The sequence below is a fragment of the Cryobacterium sp. MDB2-A-1 genome (assembly GCF_004402675.1).
Lineage (GTDB): Bacteria > Actinomycetota > Actinomycetes > Actinomycetales > Microbacteriaceae > Cryobacterium > Cryobacterium glucosi.
The window spans coordinates 129,405-149,671 of sequence record NZ_SOFK01000022.1; the positions used below are offsets into that span (position 1 = coordinate 129,405).

Genomic DNA, 20,267 nt, shown 5'->3' on the forward strand with positions numbered 1-20,267 from the left:
ACCACCGTGGGTCCGGGTTATTTGACCGTGTACCCCTGTGAGGTCGCGTACTCCGTGACGGCCTTCTGGTACGTCGCGAGGGCATCCGCCGGCGTGGCGGCACCGCTCGAGACCGAGTTGACGGCCTCGGTGAGCTTGTCGTACGCGAGGTTCTGGAACGGGCTGACCTGGAAGCCGCTGTAGTCGTTCGCGGCGGCGAGGAAGACGTCCTTGTTGATCTGCTGGCCGCCGAAGAAGTCGTAGGCGCGATCGGTGAAGTACGAGGAGGTCAGGATCGGCTTCCAGAGCGGGAAGAGTGCGGCCTTTTCAATGCCGAGCTTCCAGGCCTCTTCGGTTCCGAAGATGTCCTTCGCGACGGTCGCGGCGGCATCCTTGTCCTTGGCCTGGCTCGTCACCGAGAAGGCCGATCCGCCGATGTTGACCTGCTTGGGCGTTTCGCCTGCCCACTGCGGGATCGGGGCAGCCTGCCAGACGGCACCGCTCTCGGCGCCGGTGAACCCGGCGAGGTAGCCGGGCAGCCAGGCCGCCGCGATCGTCGAAGCGTATGTGCCGTCGACGAGGTGCGTGTTGTAGTCGGTCGTCGACGCGTCCTCTGTGCCGACGAGGCCCTTGGAGACCAGGTCCTGCCAGTAGGTGAGGACCTTGAGGCTCGCGGCGTCGTTCAGGTCGACCGTGACGTTCGTTCCGTCGACGGTATAGGGAATCGAGCCGGCCTGCGCGAAGAGCGCCTGCTGGTATGCCCGGCCATTGCCGGCGAAGTCGGTGATCATCGAGGTCGATCCGGCATCCTTGAGGGCCTGCGCGGCGGCCGCGTATTCTTCCCAGGTCGTCGGAACCGCGATGCCGTACTTGTCGAAGATGTCCTTGCGATAGAGCATGCCGACCGGTCCGCCGTCGACGGGGATGGCGTAGACGCCTGCCCCGCTGGACTCGTCGGCCCAGGCGCCCTCGGAGTAGTTCTGCTTGATGTCGGCCGTGTAACTCGTCAGGTCGGCGAGGGCGTCCCGCGGGATGTAGCTCTGCACGACCTCGGTCTCGAGCATGATGACATCGGGAGCACCCGAGCCGGCCTCGATGGCCGTCGAGAACTTGGTGTACTCGTCATTGCCCGCACCGACGTTGGTCCAGCAGACCTGCACCTTGTCATGCGTGTTGTTGAACAGGTCGACGACCGATTCGAATTCGGGATACCACGCCCAGACGTTGACCACGGTTGCGGCCGAGTTGACGATCTTGTTTTGACAGCTTGCTTCGGCCGCCCCGGTTGAGCAGCCGCTGAGCGTTGCGGCGAGCATGATGGCGACGCCCCCCGTTGCCAGAATCTTTTTCACTTGTGTTGGTCCATTCCCGGTGTGCAGACACCCTTGTCTCGGTATTGGCGACGGGATCCGCTGAGCCGATCGCATCGTTTACATCGTTGTAAGTAAACGATGTAACTAGATTCTGTCGAGGCGGACATCGATTTGTCAAGCGGTCTGACCCAGATCGTCACAGGCTGCCGTGATCAGGCCGGATCCCGCCCACCGCCTGCCATACAACGTTGTACTATGCGAGGAGACGAACGCTGCTGCGAACGTCGCCCGAATCGGAAGGGGCTCCATGGCGGCAACACTGCACGATGTGGCACAAATCGCCGGAGTCTCGATCAAGACCGTCTCCAACGTGATCAACGATCACCCCCACATCCGCCCCGCCACCAAACAGCGGGTGCTCGAGGCCATCGCCGAGCTCGACTACCACCCCAATCTCTCGGCACGCAGCCTGCGTTCCGGACGGACGGGCATGATCGGCCTCGCCCTCCCCGAGTTGTCCCTGAGCTACTTCGCCGAGCTCGCGGATGCCGTGATCCGCTCGGCGGAGCGCCATGGCGTCACCGTCCTGATCGAACAGACCGGGGGAGACCGGGACCGGGAGATCGGCCTGCTCTCGAGCCCCCGGCGCCAGCTCACCGACGGCCTGATCTTCAGCCCTCTCGGCATGGGCAACGACGACGCGGACTTCCTGCGGGTCGGCTACCCGCTCGTGCTGCTCGGGGAGCGGATCTTCAACGGGCCGACCGACCACGTCACGATGCGCAACGTCGATGCCGCGAGGGCGGCGACCGAACACCTGATCCGGCGGGGACGGCGCCGGATCGCGGTGGTCGGTGCGCACGAGGGCGAAGTGATCGGCTCGGCCGGCCTGCGCCTGCGCGGGTACCGGGAGGCCCTCGAGGCCGCCGGAATTCCCTTCGACCCCGCCCTGATCGGGTTCACGACCCTGTGGCACCGCTCGAACGGCGCCACAGCGACGCGGGAGCTGCTCGCCTCCGGCGTGGAGTTCGACGCCGTGTTCGGACTCAACGACACCCTGGCCCTCGGCGCCATGCGCGTGCTCCAGCAGGCTGGGCTGCGCATCCCGGAGGACGTGGCGCTGATGGGCTTCGACGATCTCGACGAGACCCGGTACAGCCTTCCGACGCTCTCGACGGTCGATCCCGGGAGGGCAGAGATCGCCGAGACCGCCGTGCGGGTGCTGCTCGAACGGATCAATGCCACCGCCCCGGAGGCGCCGAGAGAGTTCCTGGCCGACTTCCGGGTGATCGAGCGTGAGTCCTCGGAATCGCGCGAACCGGTGACCGTGCCCGGGGCATCCGAAGAGCGAGGACAGGAATCATGACGAGCGAGACCACGACGGCGGGACCCAACCCCGCGCCGAGCGGCGAGCAGTACGAGATCGCGGGACACGGCTACCGCGCGGTCGTGACCGAGATCGGCGCGTGCCTGCGCCTGCTGCAGTACGAGGGGCGCGACCTGGTCGTGAGCTTTGACCGGGACGAGGCCATGGTCGGCTTCCGCGGCGCTCTCGCGGCACCCTGGCCCAACCGGATCGCGGACGGTCGCTACCCGGTAGACGGAGTGGCCGTGCACGTGCCGGTCAACGAGCCGTCGCGGGACTGCGCGCTGCACGGGCTCGTGTTCGACCGGGCCTGGCGGCTGCTCGCGCAGGCTCGCGGCGAGGTCGTGCTCGGACTCAGGCTGCCCGCCGGTCCCGGCTATCCCTTCCAGCTCGACTTCACGGCCCGGTACGCGCTCGCCGCGGATGGACTGACGACCACGATCGAGGTGTGCAACTCCGGAGCGGGCACGGCGCCGTATGGCGTGTGCCCGCATCCGTACCTGCGCGCGGGGGATTCCCCGCTGGACAGCTGGACGCTCAGGCTTCCGGCCGACCGGTTCCTCGAGGTCACACCGGACCGGCTGCTGCCGGTCGGAGTCGTCGACGTCGCGGCCGGCGACGGTGCCTTCGACTTCCGGGAGCCCCGGGTGCTGGGTGCGACGGAGATCGACCACGCGTTCACGGGCATCATCCAGGACTCCGGCGGGCGCGCGACACTCGAACTGCGGGAGGCCGACGGATGCGGTGTGGCCATGAGCTTCGGGCCGGAATGCCCGTGGCTGCAAGTGCACACCGCGGACCTGCCGCTGCCAGGGGTCACCCGGCTCGGCCTCGCGGTGGAACCGATGACGTGCCCTCCTGACGCGTTCAACTCCGGCATCGACCTCGTGCGTCTGGCGCCAGGAGACACCCACGAGGCGAGCTGGCGGATCAGCGCGCTCTGACCCGGCAGGCGGGGTGGGTCGGAGCAGGTGGGTCAGACGCGGTGGGCGGCGTACTGCGAGCGGATGACGGGGCGGAAGTCGATCGCCGGCTCCGCCGCGAGCGAGATGCGCCACTCCGGTCGCGCTCCCGTCAGCGCCCACGCCGCCTGCACGGCTGCGCCGTCGGCGACATACTCGCCAGGGGCCGGAACGACGACGGGGTTGTCGAAGAGCTGCGCCGCGATGCCGCGGACGGCCGGGTTCTGCGCCGCGCCGCCGATCAGGAGCACCCGGGAGACGACGACACCCTGGCCGCGCACGGCCTCGAGGCCGTCGGCGAGCCCGCAGAGCAGGCCTTCGATCGCCGCGCGGGCGAGGTTCGGCCGGGTGGTCGAGGCGAGGGTGAGCCCGAAGAGGGTCGCGGTCGCGTTGGGCAGGTTCGGGGTGCGCTCGCCTTCGAAATAGGGCTGGAGCACGAGGCCGTTCGCGCCGGCCTCCGCCTCGAGGGCGAGTCGGCCGAGCTCGTCGTGGTCCACGCCGAGGAGTCCGCGCACCGCGTCGAGCACGCGCGCGGCGTTGAGCGTCGCGACGAGCGGAAGGAAGAGCCCGCTCGCGTCGGCGAACCCCGCGACCGTGCCCGTGGCATCCGTTGCCGGGGTCGCGGTCACCGCGAAGACGGTGCCGCTCGTGCCGATCGATACGATGACGTCGCCGTCGCCCGCTCCGAGGCCGAGGGCGGCGCCCGCGTTGTCGCCGGCGCCGACGCCGACGACGATGCCGGCGGGTACCCAATTCGACGGGGATTCCAGGTCGGTGAACGATGCACTGGTCGTCTCAGGTGTCGAATCGGCACGATCTCCGTCGAATTCGTCAGGGGAGGCGAGGCTGAGTGCGACCGTCTCTCCGGCGATCTCACCCGGGCCGAGCACGCGCGGCAGCACGGCCGCGTGCCCGAGGGCGCGCTCGAAGAGGTCGAGGTCGTACTCGCCCGTGATCGGCGACCAGTAGCCGGTGCCGCTCACATCGGAGCGGTCCGTGGTCAGCACCGTCAGGTCGGGGCCGAGAGGGCTCTCGTCGGCCGGGCCGAAGCCGCGCAGCCGCCAGGTGAGCCAGTCATGGGGGAGCGCGACCGCGGCGACGCGCGCGGCGTTGCCCGGTTCGGCGTCGCGCAGCCAGCGCAGCTTCGTCGCTGTGAACGACGCGACCGGCACGAGGCCGGTGCGCTGGGCGTATTCGGCGGCGCCGACCTCGTCGATCAGCTCTGCGGCTGCGGGGGCGCTACGGGTGTCGTTCCAGAGCAGGGCCGGGCGGATAACGCGGCCGTCGATGTCGAGGACGACCATGCCGTGCTGCTGGGCCGCGATCGAGATCGCTGCGACATCGCCCAGTCCGCCGGCGTCGGCGACGGCGGCCTGCAGGGCCTCCCACCACTTCTGTGGGTCGACCTCGGTCCCCTCCGGATGCACGGCGCGACCGCTGCGAACGAGCGCACCGGTTTCCGTGTCACGAACGACGACCTTGCAACTTTGGGTCGAGGAATCGACTCCGGCAACCAGTGACATGACTACATTCTCCGCTTCGAGAGGGGGTGGGGTGCGAGTGAGGACGTGCGGGCGCGGCGTGCGCGAACGCGCCCCGGCCGGTTTGTCCCGCCCCCCCCAGATGAGCGTGACACGCCGGCCGGGGCGCGCAGGTGATGCTGTGCTAGTTGCGGGCGCCGAGCAGGTGCTCGAGGGCCAGCTGCTGCAGGCGAACGAAGCCGAAGCCCTTGCCGCCGAAGTACGCGTCGGTGTCGAAGTCTTCGTAGGAGGCGCGGTCGGCGAGCAGGTCGTCGTAGGTCTCGCCTTCGCCGAGGGTCGGCAGCGCGAGGTCGGGCACCTTGGCCGCGGCGAGCATCTGCTGCACCTCGGGGTCGGCGCGGAAGGACGCGGCGCGTTCCTTGAGCAGCAGGTACGTCTGGATGTTGGCCCTGGCGGAGTCCCAGACGCCCGTGATGTCCTCGGTGCGGCTCGGCTTGTAGTCGAAGTGGCGAGGGCCCTCGTAGGTCTGGCCACCGTTCGGGCCGCCGTTTTCGAGCAGGTCGACGAGAGCGAAGGCGTTGTGCAGGTCGCCGTGGCCGAAGACGAGGTCCTGGTCGTACTTGATGCCGCGCTGGCCGTTGAGGTCGATGTGGAAGAGCTTGCCCTGGTACAGCGCCTGGGCGATGCCGGCGGCGAAGTTGAGCCCGGCCATCTGCTCGTGGCCGACCTCGGGGTTCACGCCGACCAATTCGGGGCGCTCGAGGGTCGTGATGAACGCCATCGCGTGACCGATCGTCGGCAGCAGGATGTCGCCGCGGGGTTCGTTCGGCTTGGGCTCGATCGCGAAGCGAATGTCGTAGCCCTTGTCGGTGACGTAGTCGCCGAGCAGGTTGACGGCTTCGCGGTAGCGGGAGAGGGCCGAGCGGATGTCCTTGGCCGAGTCGTACTCCGCGCCTTCGCGCCCGCCCCACATTACGAAGGTCTTCGCGCCGAGTTCGGCCGCGAGGTCGAGGTTGCGCAGCACCTTGCGGAGGGCGAAGCGGCGGACGCTGCGGTCGTTCGAGGTGAAGCCGCCGTCCTTGAAGACGGGCTCGCTGAACAGGTTCGTCGTGATCATCGGAATGATCAGGCCGGTGTCTGCACACGCCTGCTTGACGCGGTCGATCTGCGACTGGCGCTTCTCTTCCGTGCAGCCGAACGGGAACAGGTCGTTGTCGTGGAAGGTCAGGCCGTACGCCCCGATTTTCGCCAGGTTCTCCACGGCGTCGACGACGTCGAGCGGCGGACGAGTCGGCCCACCGAAGGGGTCAGCGCCGTTGTAGCCGATGGTCCAGAGGCCAAAGGAGAATTTGTCTGCGGGGGTGGGCGTGATGGCCATGAGGTTCCTTGTCTGTCAGCGACGTTGATGATTTGTTGTATCTATAAACATATTAGGGGAAAAGCGGATGCCGCGCTACCGTCATCCGGCAATCGGTGCGACCGGAACGGGCCGGTCGGGCGGGGCTTCAGCGCGGGGCGACGGTCGCCGCGGCCACGAGGGCGCGGGTGTGGTCGACGGTGCGCACGGGCCCGGTGAGCCGCAGGTTGAGGGGTGCGGCGACGAGCGCGCTCGAGTGCCCGAGCCGCAGCTCGAGAGCACCGGGTTCGACGATGCGGTCGCCGTCCCTGCCCGTGAACGCGGACAGGTCGGCGTGCACCGTGAACTCGACGCGTGCGCTCGCACCCGCATCCAGCTCGACCCGCGCGTAGCCGATCAGCCGGTTCACCGGGCGCACGACCGAGGCGACCGGGTCGTGCAGGTAGAGCTGCACCACGTCGGCCCCTGCGAGGGCACCCGCGTTCGTGACCGTGAGCGTGACCGTCGTTGCGGCATCCGTGGTCATCGAGGCCGCGCCGATCGCGGCATCGGTCCACTCGAATCGGCTGTAGCCGAGACCGTGGCCGAAGGGGAAGCGTGCGGTCGGGTCGAGGTTGGAGACCTCGTTCCGGCTCCCGAGCGGCGCGGCGAGGTACCCGCCTGGCTGGCCGCCCGCGTGGTTCGGTACGCTCACGGGCAGCCGGCCGGACGGGTTGACCCGGCCGCTGATCACGCCCGCGAGTGCCCCGGCGCCCTCCTCGCCGGGGAAGAACGACTGCAACACGGCCGCTGACCGTTCGGGTGCATCGTGCAGGAAGTAAGGGCGTCCGGCGACGAGCACGGTCACGACGGGGGTTCCGCTCGTGAGGACCGCGTCGAGCAGCCGCCACTGCCGACCGGGCAGTTCGAGCGACTCGGCGTCGCAGCCCTCCCCGCTGGTCCCCCGCCCGAACAGTCCGGGCCGGTCGCCGAGCACGATGATCACGAGGTCGGCGTCGGCTGCGGCACGTGCGGCTGGCGCGATGCCGGTCTCGTCGGTCCCATCGACGGTGACGCCGGGCGAGTATGTCACGGTCGCCAGGGGGTACTCAGTGCGAACTGCTTCGAGCACGGTGCGGATTTCGATTCCGATCGGCACCTCGGGGTGCAGGGTGCCGACGTGGCCGGGGAACGAATAGCAGCCGAGCAGGTTGAGCGCGTCGTCGGCATTGGGGCCGACGACCGCGATCCGCAGCGGTGAGCCGGTGGATGCCGGCGCGAGCGGCAGCAGGCCGTCGTTCGTCAGCAGCACAACCGATTGTTCGGCGATCCGGCGCGCGACGCTCCGGCTCGCGGCGGGATCAAGATCGACCCGCCCGCGCACGGCCTCGACGTCGGCGAGGTCGGTCTCGGTCCAGCCGGCCGGGAGCGGCGACCAGTCGGCGTCGAGCAGGCCGAGGTCGAGCTTCTGCAGCAGCACGCGCCGGGCTGCGCGGTCGATGTAGTCGGTCGGGAGCCGGCCGGCCTCGATCTCGGCGAGGAGCGGTCCCGCGAAGGTCTTGACGGTCGGCAGCTCAACGTCGACGCCGGCGCGGAGGGCCTGCACCGCGGCATCCCCCCAGGTCTCGGCGATCGCGTGCAGGGTCTTCAGGAAGGCGATGCCGAAGTAGTCGGCGACGACCGTTCCGGTGAAGCCCCAGGTGTCGCGGAGGAGCCCGGTGAGCAGGGTCGGGTCTGCGGCGGTCGGCACGCCGTCGATGTCGGTGTACGCGTGCATCACGGAGCGGACCCCGCTCTCGCGCACCGCCATTTCGAACGGCGGGACGAGCACGTCGTTGAATTCGCGGCGGCCGATCGAGACGGGGGCGAGGTTGCGGCCGGCCTTCGATGCGGAGTAACCGATGAAGTGTTTGAGGGTCGCGACGATGCCGGCGGACTCGAGACCGCGCACATAGGCGGTCGCGATGGTGCCGACGAGGATCGGGTCCTCTCCGACGGTCTCCTCGACGCGGCCCCAGCGGGCGTCGCGTACGACGTCGAGAACGGGAGCGAGGCCCTGGTGCACGCCGACGGAGCGCATGCTCGCGCCGATCCGGCCCGACATCTCCTGCACGAGGCCGGGGTCGAAGGTCGCGCCCCAGGCCAGCGGCACCGGGTATGCGGTCGCGCCCCACGCGGTGAAGCCGGCGAGGCACTCCTCGTGGGCGAGGGCGGGGATGCCGAAGCGGCCGGCCGCGACGATGCGACGCTGGCTGCGCGCGAGGGAGACGACGCCGACGGCGGCGTCGACGGGCCCGGAGCCGAACGGCCGGGTCAGCTGGCCGAGGCCGTGCGGCAGGAGGGCGTCGAGGTCGAGGACGTCCTCCATGTCGTGCTGGTACGGGGCGACGCCGCCGCCGTCGTTTGAGGCGCCGACCCAGACTCCGTAGAGCTGGGCGACCTTCTCGCGCAGGGTCATCGCGGCGAGGAGGGTGTCGACGCGCTCGGCGGGGGAGCGTGCGGTGTCCTGCCAGGCGTGCGGCGCGGCATCCACGGGGGAAGGGGCTGGGGAGAGTATGTCGGTCATGATTACTTGCCTCCGACGCCCATGAGGCCCTGAACGAGGGCGCGCCGGGCGAATAGGTACACGAAGAGAACCGGGAGCATCGAGAGCAGCACGGCCGCCATCAGCCCCGGAATGTTGACACCGTACTGCGACTGGAAGTCGAACAGTCCGAGGGTGATCACCTTGGTCGAGGCCGACTGGGTCAGGATCAGGGGGAACAGGAAGCCGTTCCAGGCCTGCAGCGCGGAGAAGACGATGATCGTCGAGATGCCGCTCTTGGAGAGGGGAAGCACGAGCTGGAAGAAGCTGCGCATCGGCGTCGCACCGTCCATGGCCATGGCCTCGTAGAGCTCCGGGGTGATGTCGCGCATGCTGCCGGTCAGGATCAGGGTGCAGATCGGCAGGCAGAACGCCGCCGTCGGCAGGATGATGCCGATCAGGCTGTCGTAGAGCCCGGCGACCGAGATCAGGTAGAAGATCGGCACGATGACGGCCTGGGCCGGGATCGCGAGGCCGAGCAGGAAGGTGCGGAAGATCAGCGAGATGCCCCGGCTGCGGCTGCGGACGACCGCGTAGGAGAGCGGTGGGACGACGAGCACGACGATCGCGACGACGCTCACCGTGACGATGACGGTGTTCCACACGTAGGTGAGGAACCCGCCCGTGACGAGGGCGCCGAAATTGTCGAGGGTGAACGAGCTCGGCAGAGACAATGGGCCGGCGGATGCGTAGCCCTGCTGCGTCTGGATCGTCGCCGTGACCATGACGTAGATCGGGACGAGGACGATCAGGAGCCAGATGATGCTGCCGGCCCCGGCGAAGTAATTCGGTCTGGGCTTCATCAGATGCCTTCCTGGGCGCTGTTCATCTTGTCGTAGCCGGTCGCCCTGACCATGATGAGCGAGATGGCCGTCGCGATGACCACGAGGACGAGCGCGATCGCGCTGCCGACACCGAAGTCGAAGGACTGGAACGCCTTCCGGTACATGTAGTACGGCGTGATGGTGGTGTCGGTGCCCGGCCCGCCCTTGGTCAGGATGAGCACGGTGTCGAAGGTGGTGAGGCCGCCGACGACCATCAGGATGCCGGAGGTCACGATGGTGTTGCGCAGCTGCGGCAGGGTGATGCTGAAGAACTTGCGCATCGTGCCTGCGCCGTCGATCTCGGCGGCCTGGTAGAGCACGGGCGGGACCGACCGGGCAGCGCCCTGGTAGAGCAGGGTGTGCAGCGGGGTGAACTGCCACGCGCCGACGAAGGTCAGCACGGCGATCGCGCCGGCCTGGCTGCCGAGCAGGTTGCCGTCGCCGCCGAAGATCCCGGCCAGCTGGCCGGGGATGCCGAAGTTCGGGTCGAGCAGGGCCCGCCAGAGAACCGAGACGGCCGCGGAGGAGAGCAGCAGCGGGATGAAGTAGATCGCGGAGAGGACGGCGCGGTTCTTCTGCTGTCCCGCGGCCCAGACGCCGAGCAGGATGCTGAGCGGGGTCTGGATGACGACGCCGAGCAGGGTGAGCAGGGCGCTCAGCCAGAGGCTCTGCATCATGACCTTGTCGCCGAGGAGCTTGTTCCAATTGGAGAGCCCGTTGAACTCGGGAGAGCCGAGGCCGCTCCAGCTCGTGAAGGACATCACCGCGACGCCGATGAGGGGGACGATCGCGAAGAGGGCGAAGAAGATTGTGGCGGGGAGGGCCCAGGCGAAGCCCGGGCGGCCCACGTTGGGGCCGCCCGAGTGCCGTGAGCGCCCGGTGGTTGGACGCTTCATGGTCAGTTACCTAGAGTGCCTGCATCGCGGAGATGAAGCCGGCGACGTCGAGCTTGCCGGTGAAGAACTGCGAGACCGCGGTCTTCATGTCGGCGGATGCCGACTGGGGGTAAGCCTGGTCCCAGGAGAGCTGGAACGCGGGTGCGTCCTTGACCAGGTTGAACTGGAAGGTCGCGTATGCCGGGTCGGCGGCCTGGTCGAGGAACTTCTCGGTCGTGGTCGTCGTGGGGAGGTTGCCGATGCCGAGCTGGGCCTGGACGAACTCGTCGGAGTACATCAGCTTCAGGAAGTCGCGGGCGGTGTCCGGGTAGCGGGTGGCCTTGATGACCGAGTAGTAGTTGTTCGTGTTGCCGACGAGGTCGGCGCCGTCACCCTTGCCATCGGCGATCGACGGGAAGCCGGTGTAGCCGAGGTTGGCTTCGGTCCACGCCTTGTCCGCGGTCTGCTGGGTGGAGTACTCCCACGAGCCCATGAGCTCGAAGGCGGCCTTGCCGGTGCGGAGCAGAGCGGGCGAGCCGCCGTCGACGAAGCTCACGGAGTCGAAGTTGGTGCCGAAGGCGCCCGCGTCGATAAGGGACTTGAGCTTGGTGAGTGCTGCCTTGCCGTCGGCGGAGTCCCAGACGGTGGTGTCGCCGCCGATGGCCTTCGTGAGGAGGTCGGGGCCGGCCACACGGTCGAAGAGGTACTCGAACCACATCAGGGTCGGCCACTGGTCGGCGCCGCCGAGGGCGATCGGGGTGATGCCCTTCGCCGTGAGGACCTTGACGTCGGCGAGCAGGTCGTCCCACGTCTTCGGGGCGGTGATTCCCGCATCCGTCAGGACCTGCTTGTTGTTGAACAGGATGACCGGCTGGGTGCCGCGCATCGGGATGCCGTACGGCACGCCGTCGATCGCGGCGGCGTTGAAGACCGAGGGCAGGAAGCTCGACTCGAGGGCCGGGTCCGACTTGATCATGTCGGTGAGGGGGAGGAGGAGGTTGGCCTTCACGAACGGCTGGATGCTGCCGCCGCCCCAGTTGAAGAAGACGTCGGGCGCCGCGTCGGTGCTGATGATCGTCTGGAGCTTCTGCTGGTAATTGGCGCCGGGGATCCGGTCGAGGATGACCTGGACCTTGGAGGTGGCGTTGAATTTGTCGACCATGGCCTGCTCGACGGTGTTGCCCGCGTCTCCGTAGACGGCGACGTGGATGACATTCTCCGGACGGTTGCTGTTGGCTGTGCTGCCTGATGTGCCGGAGCACGCGGAGAGCGTGACTCCCAACGCGATTACTGCGGATGCGGCGACGGCTCGTTTGAGCCACCTGCTCGTGTTCGACATTGAACGCCTCTCGAAAGTTTCGGCGAAGTTGCCGAAAGTGATTAGGATGACTGGAGTCTATGGCGCAGGGTTTGTTGCGTCAAGCGACAAACCAAACGGATGCACGGAGCCGAGGCTTCGGGGAAGAATGAGGCCATGTCGATCGTCGAAGAAAGCCGGGAGAGTCCGGACCGCGTGACCCTGTCGGCGATCGCCGCGCTCGCGGCCGTGTCGCTCTCCACCGTGTCCAAGGTGCTCAACGGCCGCGGCGACGTCGCCCCGGCGACGCGCACCCGGGTCGAAGAGCTGCTCTCCCGCAACGGGTACAGCCGTCGCGGCGACGCCGCAGCCTCCGCGCCGTTGCTCGAGCTCGTCTTCCACGAGCTCGAGAGCGTCTGGGCGATCGAGATCATCCGCGGGGTGGAGCGCGTCGCGCGGGCGAACGGGCTCAGCATCGTCCTCACCGAGAGCGGCGACAGGCACGCGCCGTCCGTGGAATGGATCGACGGCGTGATCGCCCGCAATCCGGTCGGCGTGATCCTGGTCTTCTCGGACCTCTCGGGGGAGCAGAAGCAGAAGCTCGCGACCCGCGGTATCCCCTTCGTGGTCGTCGACCCGGCGGGGGAGCCGACCCCGGACGTTCCCTCGATCGGCTCGGCGAACTGGTCGGGCGGCCTCGCGGCGACCCGGCACCTCATCGACCTCGGGCACACCCGGATCGGCATGATCGGGGGTCCGGTCGACATGCTGTGTTCGGTCGCGCGGATCGGCGGGTACCGTGCCGCGCTCGAAGCGGCCGGAATCGCCTACGACTCCTCCCTCGTGCTCGACGGTGACTTCCACCCGGAGGGGGCCCGGGTGCGCGCGGTCGAGCTGCTCGACCGGCCGGACCGGCCGACCGCCATTTTCGCGGGGAGCGACCTCCAGGCCATGGGCGTGTACGAGGCGGCCAGGGCGCTGGGGCTGCTCATCCCCGCCGACCTCTCGGTCGTCGGCTACGACGACCTCCCCCTCGCCCGGTGGGTCGGGCCGCCGCTCACGACGATCCGGCAGCCGCTCACCGAGATGGCGGAGGCCGCGGCGAATCTCGCGGTCAGCATGCGGCATTCCCCTGGCGGCACCGTGCAGCGGATGGATCTTGCGACGAGCCTCGTCACGCGGCACAGCACGGCCCCTCTCGCCTGACTCCCAACCGATTCGACGGACTCTTCTGGTCCATTTCGCGGGGGAGCGGGTGTGAAGGGTTTTCCGGGCAGAATCCCCGTCGAATCGGTTCGGTCAGGGCGTGGCGGATGCCGTCGGCACGTAGTCGAAGCCGGTGACCGTGACCGGGTGGCCGGGCTCGCCGCTCACGAAGGGCCCGACGACGGTGCCCACGAAGCCGCCGGCGCGCTCGGTCGTCAGGAGGGCGGCATCCGTCACGGCGACGACGCGCGTCTCGCCGGCGACCGTGACCGTGAAAGCGACCCCCGCCGCAGACAGCTCCGCGGTGAGGCCGAGCAGGGAGCCCGGTGCGACGGGGTCGAGCGGCACGCTGCCGAGGACCGTGTCAGCCCCGTCCGCGCGCGCGATCGCGGTCGCAGTCCAGCCGGCCGGCGCGTGCGCGAGCTCGATGCGCAGGCCGAAGTTCTCGCTCTGCCGCAGGGCGAGCCCGGCCGTGACCCCGGGGTACGGCAGCACCAGGCGGAGACCGGCCCGCACGTCGGGATGCCGCAACCGGTACCCCAGGAACGCGGCCGGCGTCCTCGTCGCGGGTCGTGGCGCCGATGTCGACCCGGCCGGGTCCGGGGCCGGCGGCGCAGGAGGCTCGAGGTGCAACTCTGCCGCAGAGGTGTGCGCTCCCGGCACCGGCCCGCGCACGCCGAGCCAGTGCGCCGCGAGCGGCCCGACCGGGAATGTGTCATGCAGTTCGGCCGGGGTCGGCGCATCCGCGCTCGTGAACGGTGTGCTTCCGCGCTCGCCGAGCCGGCCTGCACCCGGGTTGACCACGGGCCAGCCGGACTCCCAGGCGACGGGCGCGAGGAAGGTCTCCCGTCCGAGCACGTGCCCGCCCGCGCGGCTGCGCACGCCGAGGGCGAGGGCCCACCAGGAGCCGTCCCCTGCCTCGACGAGGTCGGCGTGCCCGACGTTCTGCACGCTCGCGGTGGCTCCCAGCTGGCGGTGGCTGAGGATCGGGTTGCCGGGGTTCCCGACGTACGGGCCCGTGACGGACCGGGAGCGGGCGACCGAGACGGCGTGGTTCCGTTCGGTGCCGCCCTCGGCGGCGAGGAGGTAGATCCACCCGTCGTGCGCGAAGAGGTGCGGGCCCTCCGCCCACACCGCCCCGGCAACCGCGCCATTCCAGAGGATGTGCTCCTGGCCGAAGAGTCGCCCGGCGACCGGGTCGAGCTCGCGGAGCCAGATCTCGGTCTGGCCGGGGTATGCGCCGGGTTCGACGAGGCGGCAGCCGGCCCACCAGACCCTGCCCTCGTGGAAGAAGACCGTCGGATCGATGCCGCGCGCGCCCTCGAGGAACACCGGATCGGACCAGGGCCCGGCCGGGTCGGTCGTGGTGAGGAAGAACGACGCGTCCGCCGCGCCGCCGACGACGGTGCAGGCGAGGAAGAAAAGACCGTCGTGATGGCGCAGGGTCGGCGCGTAGAGGCCGCCGGAGTCCGGCACCCCGGCGAGGTCGAGCAGGCCGGCCTGCCCGGTGCGGTCGATCGCGTGGCCGAGGGGTGTCCAGGTGACGAGGTCGGTGCTCGAGTGCAGTGGGAGACCGGGGAAGTACTCGAACGACGAATTGGCGAGGTAGAAGGTGTCGCCGACCCGGCAGACCGAGGGATCGGGGTACATTCCGGGCAGGACCGGATTCGCGAAGACCGTCATGCTTGACCACCCTAGTGACCGGACCGTCGGCATCCGTGACCCCTGACCCGTTTAAGTCGATTCTCACAACAAATCCGGGACGGGGTGGTTCTGGTCCGTTGGTTCATGGGTCAGACTGTGCGACAAGACATTTATTATCGGGAAGCGAGGTCGGCGCCATGGCGAGCATCCACGATGTTGCGCGGGTTGCCGGTGTCTCGATCAGCACGGTGTCCTACGCGCTGTCCGGCAAGCGGTCGATCGCGGCATCCACGCGCGTGCGCGTCCTCGATGCCGTGGAGAGTCTCGGCTATCGTCCGAACGCGGGGGCCAGGATGCTCGCGGGCACCCGCACCAACATCTTCGCCCTCACGGCGCCTTTTCACGCGGACACCTATGCGCCGGCCCACATGGCCTTCGTGCTCGCGGTCGCGCAAGCCGCCCGCGAACACGACTACGACGTGCTGCTGCTCACCCAGGACGAGGCGACGAGCGGACTCCGCCGGGTGGCGTCGAGCAGCCTCGTCGACGGCATCATCGTGCTCGACGTCGCGGGCGATGACGACAGGGTCGCGGTCATCCGCGAGCTCGGCGTGCCGGCGACCTTCATCGGGATTCCCCGGGATGCCGCCGGTCTCGTCTGCGTCGACCTCGACTTCGAGGCCGCTGCGGCGCTCGCGGTCGAGAAGCTGGTGGCAGCCGGGCACCGGTCGATCGGCCTGATCGGGCACTCTCCCGGCGTCTATGCCCGCGGCTCGAATTTCCCGCCCCGGTTCCGCGACGGTTTCTTCGCGGCCGCTGCGGCCCACGGGGTCGAGACGGCGTTCGTGATGCCCGAACGGGACGGCCCGAGCGTCCGGATCGCCCTCGATGCGCTCTTCGCGGAGCGCCCGGACATGACGGCGCTCGTCCTCCATGCCGAGGAGAGCATACACACCGCGGTTCTGGACGTGCTGCGGGAACGCGGCCTGCGGGTGCCGCGGGATCTCTCCGTGCTTGCGGCCTGCGCGAGCTTCGAGACCGATCACTTCGAGCCTCCGCTCGACACGATTCCGCTCGTCGCCGCCGACTCCTGCTGGCGCGCGGTCACGCTCGCGATCGAGCAGGTGAGCGGTCCGATCGAACCCCGTATCGAGCTCGTCCCTCCGCGTTTCTACGAGCGCGGCTCGATCGCACCGCCGCCGGATCGGCCAGGGGCCTCCCCGCGATCCTGACCCGCTCCCGACCCGGGAAGCCGGGTCCCACCACCGGATCTTCTCCGGGAACGGTGCGGAACGCTCCGGGACCTGTACCCTCCAAGTGGGGGAGCTTCGACGGGTTCCCGTGGTCGCATTCCTCGGGCAAAGGTGACGATGGACGACTACGAGGCACTCGTGGCAGAACGGGACCTCCTGCGAACCGCAATCGACCGGATCCCCGCCCTGATCGGGCACTGGAACAACGACCTCCGTTGCGACCTCGCCAACACCGCGTACGGCATGCTGCTCGGCGGCGACGCCGCGGCAATGCGCGGCCGGCATATCAGCGAGGTGCTCGGCGCCGAGCTCTACGCGAGCAACTTTCCCATGGTGCGTGGTGCACTCGACGGAATCCCGCAGCATTTCGACCGGACCCTCGTCGACGCCGGTGGCGTGACGCGCCACCTGCAGGTCGACTACCAGCCCGACATCGCCGGAGGCTTCTTCGTGCAGGTTGCCGACGTCTCCGAGCGGATGGCGGCGCAGCAACGTCTCGGGGAAGTGCTCGAATTCCAGAACGCCGTCCTCGAGACCACCCCCGACCTGATCACGGTGTTCGACCTTGACGAGGAGAAGCTTCTCTGGGCGTCGAAGTCCCTGAGCGAGACCTACGGCTACAGCGTCGAGGGCCTGTCGGATCCCGCGGAGCGGGACCGCGCCGTTCCAAGCGAAGACCGGGGCATCTACCGCGCTGCCCAGGAGCGAGTGCGGCTGGCCCTCGATCACGAGGTCGTGCACTGCCGGCACCGGATGGTGACCGCCGACGGGCGCAGCCTGTGGGTCGAGCGCGGACTCACCCCGTTCAAGCGCAACGTCGAGGGCCGCGTCACGCAATACCTGAGTGTGTCGCGCGACATCACGGGACTCGTCCACGCAGAGCGCCAGCTCGACAGGGCCGCGAACCACGACGACCTGACCGGCCTGGCCAATCGCCGGCAGTTCATTTCGGCCCTCGAGGAGGCCGTCGGCCGGGAGTCCGGTGAGGTGGCGCTGGTCTACTGCGACCTCGACGACTTCAAGTCCATCAACGACCGGCATGGTCACGCCGTCGGCGACACCGTGCTCTGCCTGGTCGCCGAGCGACTGAGTGCCGTAGTCCGGCCCAGCGACCTCGTCGCGCGCCTCGGCGGAGATGAATTCGTCATCCTGATCACCGGCGGGATTCCCGAGGCGTCCGCCCTCGTCGAGCGCATCACCGAGCGGATGCGCCCCGTGTTCCCGATCGGAGACCTCTCGCTCGCCGTCCGGGCCAGCATCGGCGTGGCCATCGGGGTCCCCGGCGCGAGCGCGGAGGATCTGTTCGCGCGGGCGGACGCCGACATGTACCGGATGAAGCCGGGTACCCCGCGGCGCGCTCTCCGTGCGCGGGTGCGCCGCGCCGCCGTCGGTCGTCGATGACGTCCCTGAGGTGTCGCATATCGATGTTCAACCCGCGTGTGAACCTCGATATGCGACACCTCAGGTGGAGGATCCGGGGGATCGCGGCCGGGCCGGATGCTCGCGCGACGCGGATATGTTGCGAATATCAACAAACAACTTGTGCCCGCATCCGCAGGCCCCTATGCTTCAAAGCGACCCACTGTCGAAGCGTTTCGGCGGGCGATAAGCACAGCAATTATCGAAGCGTTTCGATTCGCTCGCGCTCGGGTCGTCATCGGCGACAGGAATCGGTGTCGCCACTACAAGGAGGTAGAAAGTGAGATTAGGAAAGCGCGCCCTCGCTGTCGTCGCAATGACGGCAGCAGCGGCACTCTTGACCGGCTGCGCAAGCGGTTCAACCGGCGGATCCACGAGCGCCAGCTCGGCTGGCCCCGTCGACGGCACGGGGAAGACCCTGACGCTCTGGGACTTCGAGTCCGATACCAGTGCGATGGGAATCGCCTGGAACGAGGCGATCAAGGTCTTCGAGAAGGAGACCGGCGCGAAGGTGAAGTTCGAAGCGAAGAGCTTCGAGCAGATCCGTTCGACCGCGAGCCAGGTCCTCAACTCCGACCAGGCCCCCGACATCCTCGAGTACAACAAGGGCAACGCCACCGCCGGCCTGCTCGCAAGCCAGGGGCTGCTCAGCAACCTCGACGACTACGTCAGCCAGTACGGCTGGGACGCGAAGCTCGCCCCCTCCCTGCAGACCACCGCCAAGTATGACGAAAACGGCATCATGGGCTCCGGCTCCTGGTACGGCGTTCCGAACTACGGCGAATTCGTCGAGGCCTATTACAACAAGGACATGTTCGCGAAGTACAACGTCGCGATCCCGACCACGCAGGCCGAGTTCGAAGCCGCACTGAAAACCTTCAAGGACGCCGGGATCACCCCGCTGGCGGAGTCGGCAGCCGAGTACCCGCTCGGCCAGCTCTGGTACCAGCTTGCGCTGACCAAGGCAGACCGCAGCTTCGTCAACGACTACCAGCTCTACACCGGTGACGTCGACTGGCAGGGCAAGGAACTGACCTACGCGACCAACACCATCAAGGACTGGACCGACAAGGGCTACATCTCCAAAGACGCCACCGGGACCAAGGCAGAGGATGCCGGCACCGCGTTCATCGCTGGGACGAACCCGATCTTCTTCTCCGGCAGCTGGTGGTACAACCGCTTCACGACAGAGATCAAGGGCTTCGATTTCGGCACCTTCCTCTACCCCGGCGCCACGATGTCTCCCGGATCCAGCGGAAACATGTGGGTCGTCCCCGAGAAGGCCAAGAACAAGGACCTCGCCGCCGCATTCATCGACATCACGATGCGCCCGGAGATCCAGGCCCTGATCGGCAACAACGGTGGCGTCCCCGTCGCCGCGAACGCCTCGGACATCACGGACCCGAAGAGCCAGGAACTGATTGCCAACTTCAACACGCTCACCGCGCGCGACGGCATCGGCTTCTACCCCGACTGGCCCACCCCGACCTTCTACGACCAGCTGAACGCCGGCCTGCAGGAGCTCATGAACGGCACCAAGTCGTCCAAGGACGTCCTGACCGAACTCGGCACCGAATACAACGACGGCATCAAGGACATCAAGAAGTAGTCCGCCGCGGGTCGCGCCTCCCCGGCGCGACCCGCACCCCCCTCTTCCTGCCGCGCAGGCCCGGCGTCGTGGCTGCGCGGCAGACCCCTGAACTGAAGAAAGGCAAGGCGATGGTTATGACAGCCCCGCTGGCCACTGAGACAACCGAATCGCACCCGCCCCGGCCGGGCAAGCCTGCGGGCAAGCGCGTTCGCCGCGCACCCGTGCAGAGCCTCATCCCCGGTGCGGGCGGCAAGGGTTTCTGGCTCTACCTGGTGCCGGGCCTGCTCCTGCTCACCATCATCGTCCTGGTTCCGCTGGGCTGGAACTTCTTCCTGACCTTCACCAAGTACCGCGGTATCAAGCCTCCGGTCTGGATCGGCCTGGACAACTGGACCAAGCTCTTCGGCGACGACGTGTTCTGGACCTCGTTCGGGAACTCGATCGCCATGATCGTGGCCATGGTCGTCGTCCCAACCCTGCTCGGCCTCGTGCTCGCGGCCATGCTCTTCGACCTCGTCGGCAAGAAGTTCGGCGGCAAGATCGCAAGCTTCCTCCGCGCCACCTACTACCTCCCGCAGATCCTGCCGACCGTGATCGCGGCGATCGTGATCGGCTGGATCCTCCGCCCGGAGAACGGTGCCCTCAACCAGGTGCTCGGCGCCATCGGACTCAGCGGCCTCGAACACAACTGGCTCGGCAGCCCGGACACCGCGATGGCCTGCATCATGGTCATCATGATCTGGGTCCAGCTCGGCTACCCGATCGTGATCTTCATGGCCGCCCTCCAGCGCGTCGACCCGGAACTCTACGAGGCTGCGGAGCTCGACGGCGCCAACTGGTTCCAGCGGTTCCGCGCCATCACCGTCGGCATCATCCGCCCGGAGATCTTCGTCGTGACCCTGACCTGCACGATCGCAGCCCTCAAGGTGTTCGGCCCGATCTACGCACTGACCCGCGGCGGGCCGGGCACATCGACCATGGTGCCGAGCTACTACTCCTACAGCGAGTTCTTCCAGAACCAGCAGGTCGGCTACGGCGCAACGATCGCAACCGCCCTGACCGTCGTGGTCGCCATCGTCGCGATCATCTTCATCACTTTCCAGACCCGGCTCGAGCGCCAGGACGAGGAGCGCTAGC

At 68.3% G+C, this 20,267-nt stretch carries 15 protein-coding genes; 7 read left to right on the forward strand and 8 right to left on the reverse strand.

The window, feature by feature from the left end; all coding sequences use genetic code 11:
* Positions 1-17: 17 nt before the first annotated feature.
* On the reverse strand, positions 18-1,331 hold the full coding sequence (locus tag E3O39_RS05555) for an ABC transporter substrate-binding protein (RefSeq protein ID WP_166787286.1): 1,314 nt from the start codon (positions 1,329-1,331) through the stop codon (positions 18-20).
* Positions 1,332-1,599: 268 nt separating this feature from the next.
* Here E3O39_RS05555 and E3O39_RS05560 point away from each other — a divergent pair, with 268 nt between their 5' ends.
* Positions 1,600-2,658, forward strand: coding sequence for a LacI family DNA-binding transcriptional regulator (locus E3O39_RS05560; RefSeq protein WP_134446825.1), 1,059 nt, complete (start codon positions 1,600-1,602; stop codon positions 2,656-2,658).
* Positions 2,655-3,602, forward strand: coding sequence for an aldose 1-epimerase family protein (locus E3O39_RS05565; protein WP_134446827.1), 948 nt, complete (start codon positions 2,655-2,657; stop codon positions 3,600-3,602). Before E3O39_RS05560 ends, E3O39_RS05565 begins: the two co-directional genes overlap by 4 nt.
* 32 nt (positions 3,603-3,634) lie before the next feature.
* Here the strand turns inward: E3O39_RS05565 and E3O39_RS05570 are convergent, their stop codons facing one another.
* The 6 genes from E3O39_RS05570 to E3O39_RS05595 form a co-directional block, all read right to left on the reverse strand.
* A complete protein-coding gene (locus E3O39_RS05570; RefSeq protein ID WP_134446829.1) occupies positions 3,635-5,143 on the reverse strand; it encodes a xylulokinase in 1,509 nt (502 codons plus the stop codon).
* Between the two features lie 142 nt (positions 5,144-5,285).
* Complete coding sequence (xylA, locus tag E3O39_RS05575; RefSeq protein ID WP_134446831.1) at positions 5,286-6,479, reverse strand: xylose isomerase; 1,194 nt, start codon at positions 6,477-6,479, stop codon at positions 5,286-5,288.
* A 127-nt stretch (positions 6,480-6,606) separates the two neighbouring features.
* On the reverse strand, positions 6,607-9,003 hold the full coding sequence (locus E3O39_RS05580) for a glycoside hydrolase family 3 N-terminal domain-containing protein (protein WP_134446833.1): 2,397 nt from the start codon (positions 9,001-9,003) through the stop codon (positions 6,607-6,609).
* Positions 9,004-9,005: 2 nt separating this feature from the next.
* The gene (locus E3O39_RS05585; RefSeq protein WP_134446835.1) at positions 9,006-9,824 is read right to left on the reverse strand and encodes a carbohydrate ABC transporter permease; all 819 of its coding nucleotides are present in this window, start codon (positions 9,822-9,824) and stop codon (positions 9,006-9,008) included.
* Positions 9,824-10,741, reverse strand: coding sequence for a carbohydrate ABC transporter permease (locus E3O39_RS05590; RefSeq protein ID WP_134446837.1), 918 nt, complete (start codon positions 10,739-10,741; stop codon positions 9,824-9,826). The genes E3O39_RS05585 and E3O39_RS05590 overlap by 1 nt, the downstream gene beginning before the upstream one ends.
* Positions 10,742-10,751: 10 nt before the next feature.
* Positions 10,752-12,059: an ABC transporter substrate-binding protein gene (locus tag E3O39_RS05595; RefSeq protein ID WP_134446839.1), complete on the reverse strand. Its 1,308-nt coding sequence runs from the start codon at positions 12,057-12,059 to the stop codon at positions 10,752-10,754.
* Between the two features lie 135 nt (positions 12,060-12,194).
* Here E3O39_RS05595 and E3O39_RS05600 point away from each other — a divergent pair, with 135 nt between their 5' ends.
* Positions 12,195-13,223: a LacI family DNA-binding transcriptional regulator gene (locus E3O39_RS05600; RefSeq protein WP_134446841.1), complete on the forward strand. Its 1,029-nt coding sequence runs from the start codon at positions 12,195-12,197 to the stop codon at positions 13,221-13,223.
* Between the two features lie 93 nt (positions 13,224-13,316).
* Here E3O39_RS05600 and E3O39_RS05605 read toward each other — a convergent pair whose 3' ends face one another.
* Positions 13,317-14,906 (reverse strand): glycoside hydrolase family 43 protein, encoded by a 1,590-nt coding sequence (locus E3O39_RS05605; protein ID WP_241984982.1) that lies wholly within the window; start codon positions 14,904-14,906, stop codon positions 13,317-13,319.
* Positions 14,907-15,064: 158 nt separating this feature from the next.
* Here E3O39_RS05605 and E3O39_RS05610 point away from each other — a divergent pair, with 158 nt between their 5' ends.
* From E3O39_RS05610 to E3O39_RS05625, 4 genes are all read left to right on the forward strand, one after another.
* Positions 15,065-16,099, forward strand: coding sequence for a LacI family DNA-binding transcriptional regulator (locus tag E3O39_RS05610; protein ID WP_134446845.1), 1,035 nt, complete (start codon positions 15,065-15,067; stop codon positions 16,097-16,099).
* 138 nt (positions 16,100-16,237) lie between these two features.
* The gene (locus E3O39_RS05615; RefSeq protein WP_134446847.1) at positions 16,238-17,521 is read left to right on the forward strand and encodes a sensor domain-containing diguanylate cyclase; all 1,284 of its coding nucleotides are present in this window, start codon (positions 16,238-16,240) and stop codon (positions 17,519-17,521) included.
* Between the two features lie 334 nt (positions 17,522-17,855).
* Complete coding sequence (locus tag E3O39_RS05620) at positions 17,856-19,148, forward strand: extracellular solute-binding protein (protein WP_134446913.1); 1,293 nt, start codon at positions 17,856-17,858, stop codon at positions 19,146-19,148.
* Between the two features lie 116 nt (positions 19,149-19,264).
* A complete protein-coding gene (locus E3O39_RS05625) occupies positions 19,265-20,266 on the forward strand; it encodes a carbohydrate ABC transporter permease (RefSeq protein ID WP_134446848.1) in 1,002 nt (333 codons plus the stop codon).
* Position 20,267: the final 1 nt, after the last annotated feature.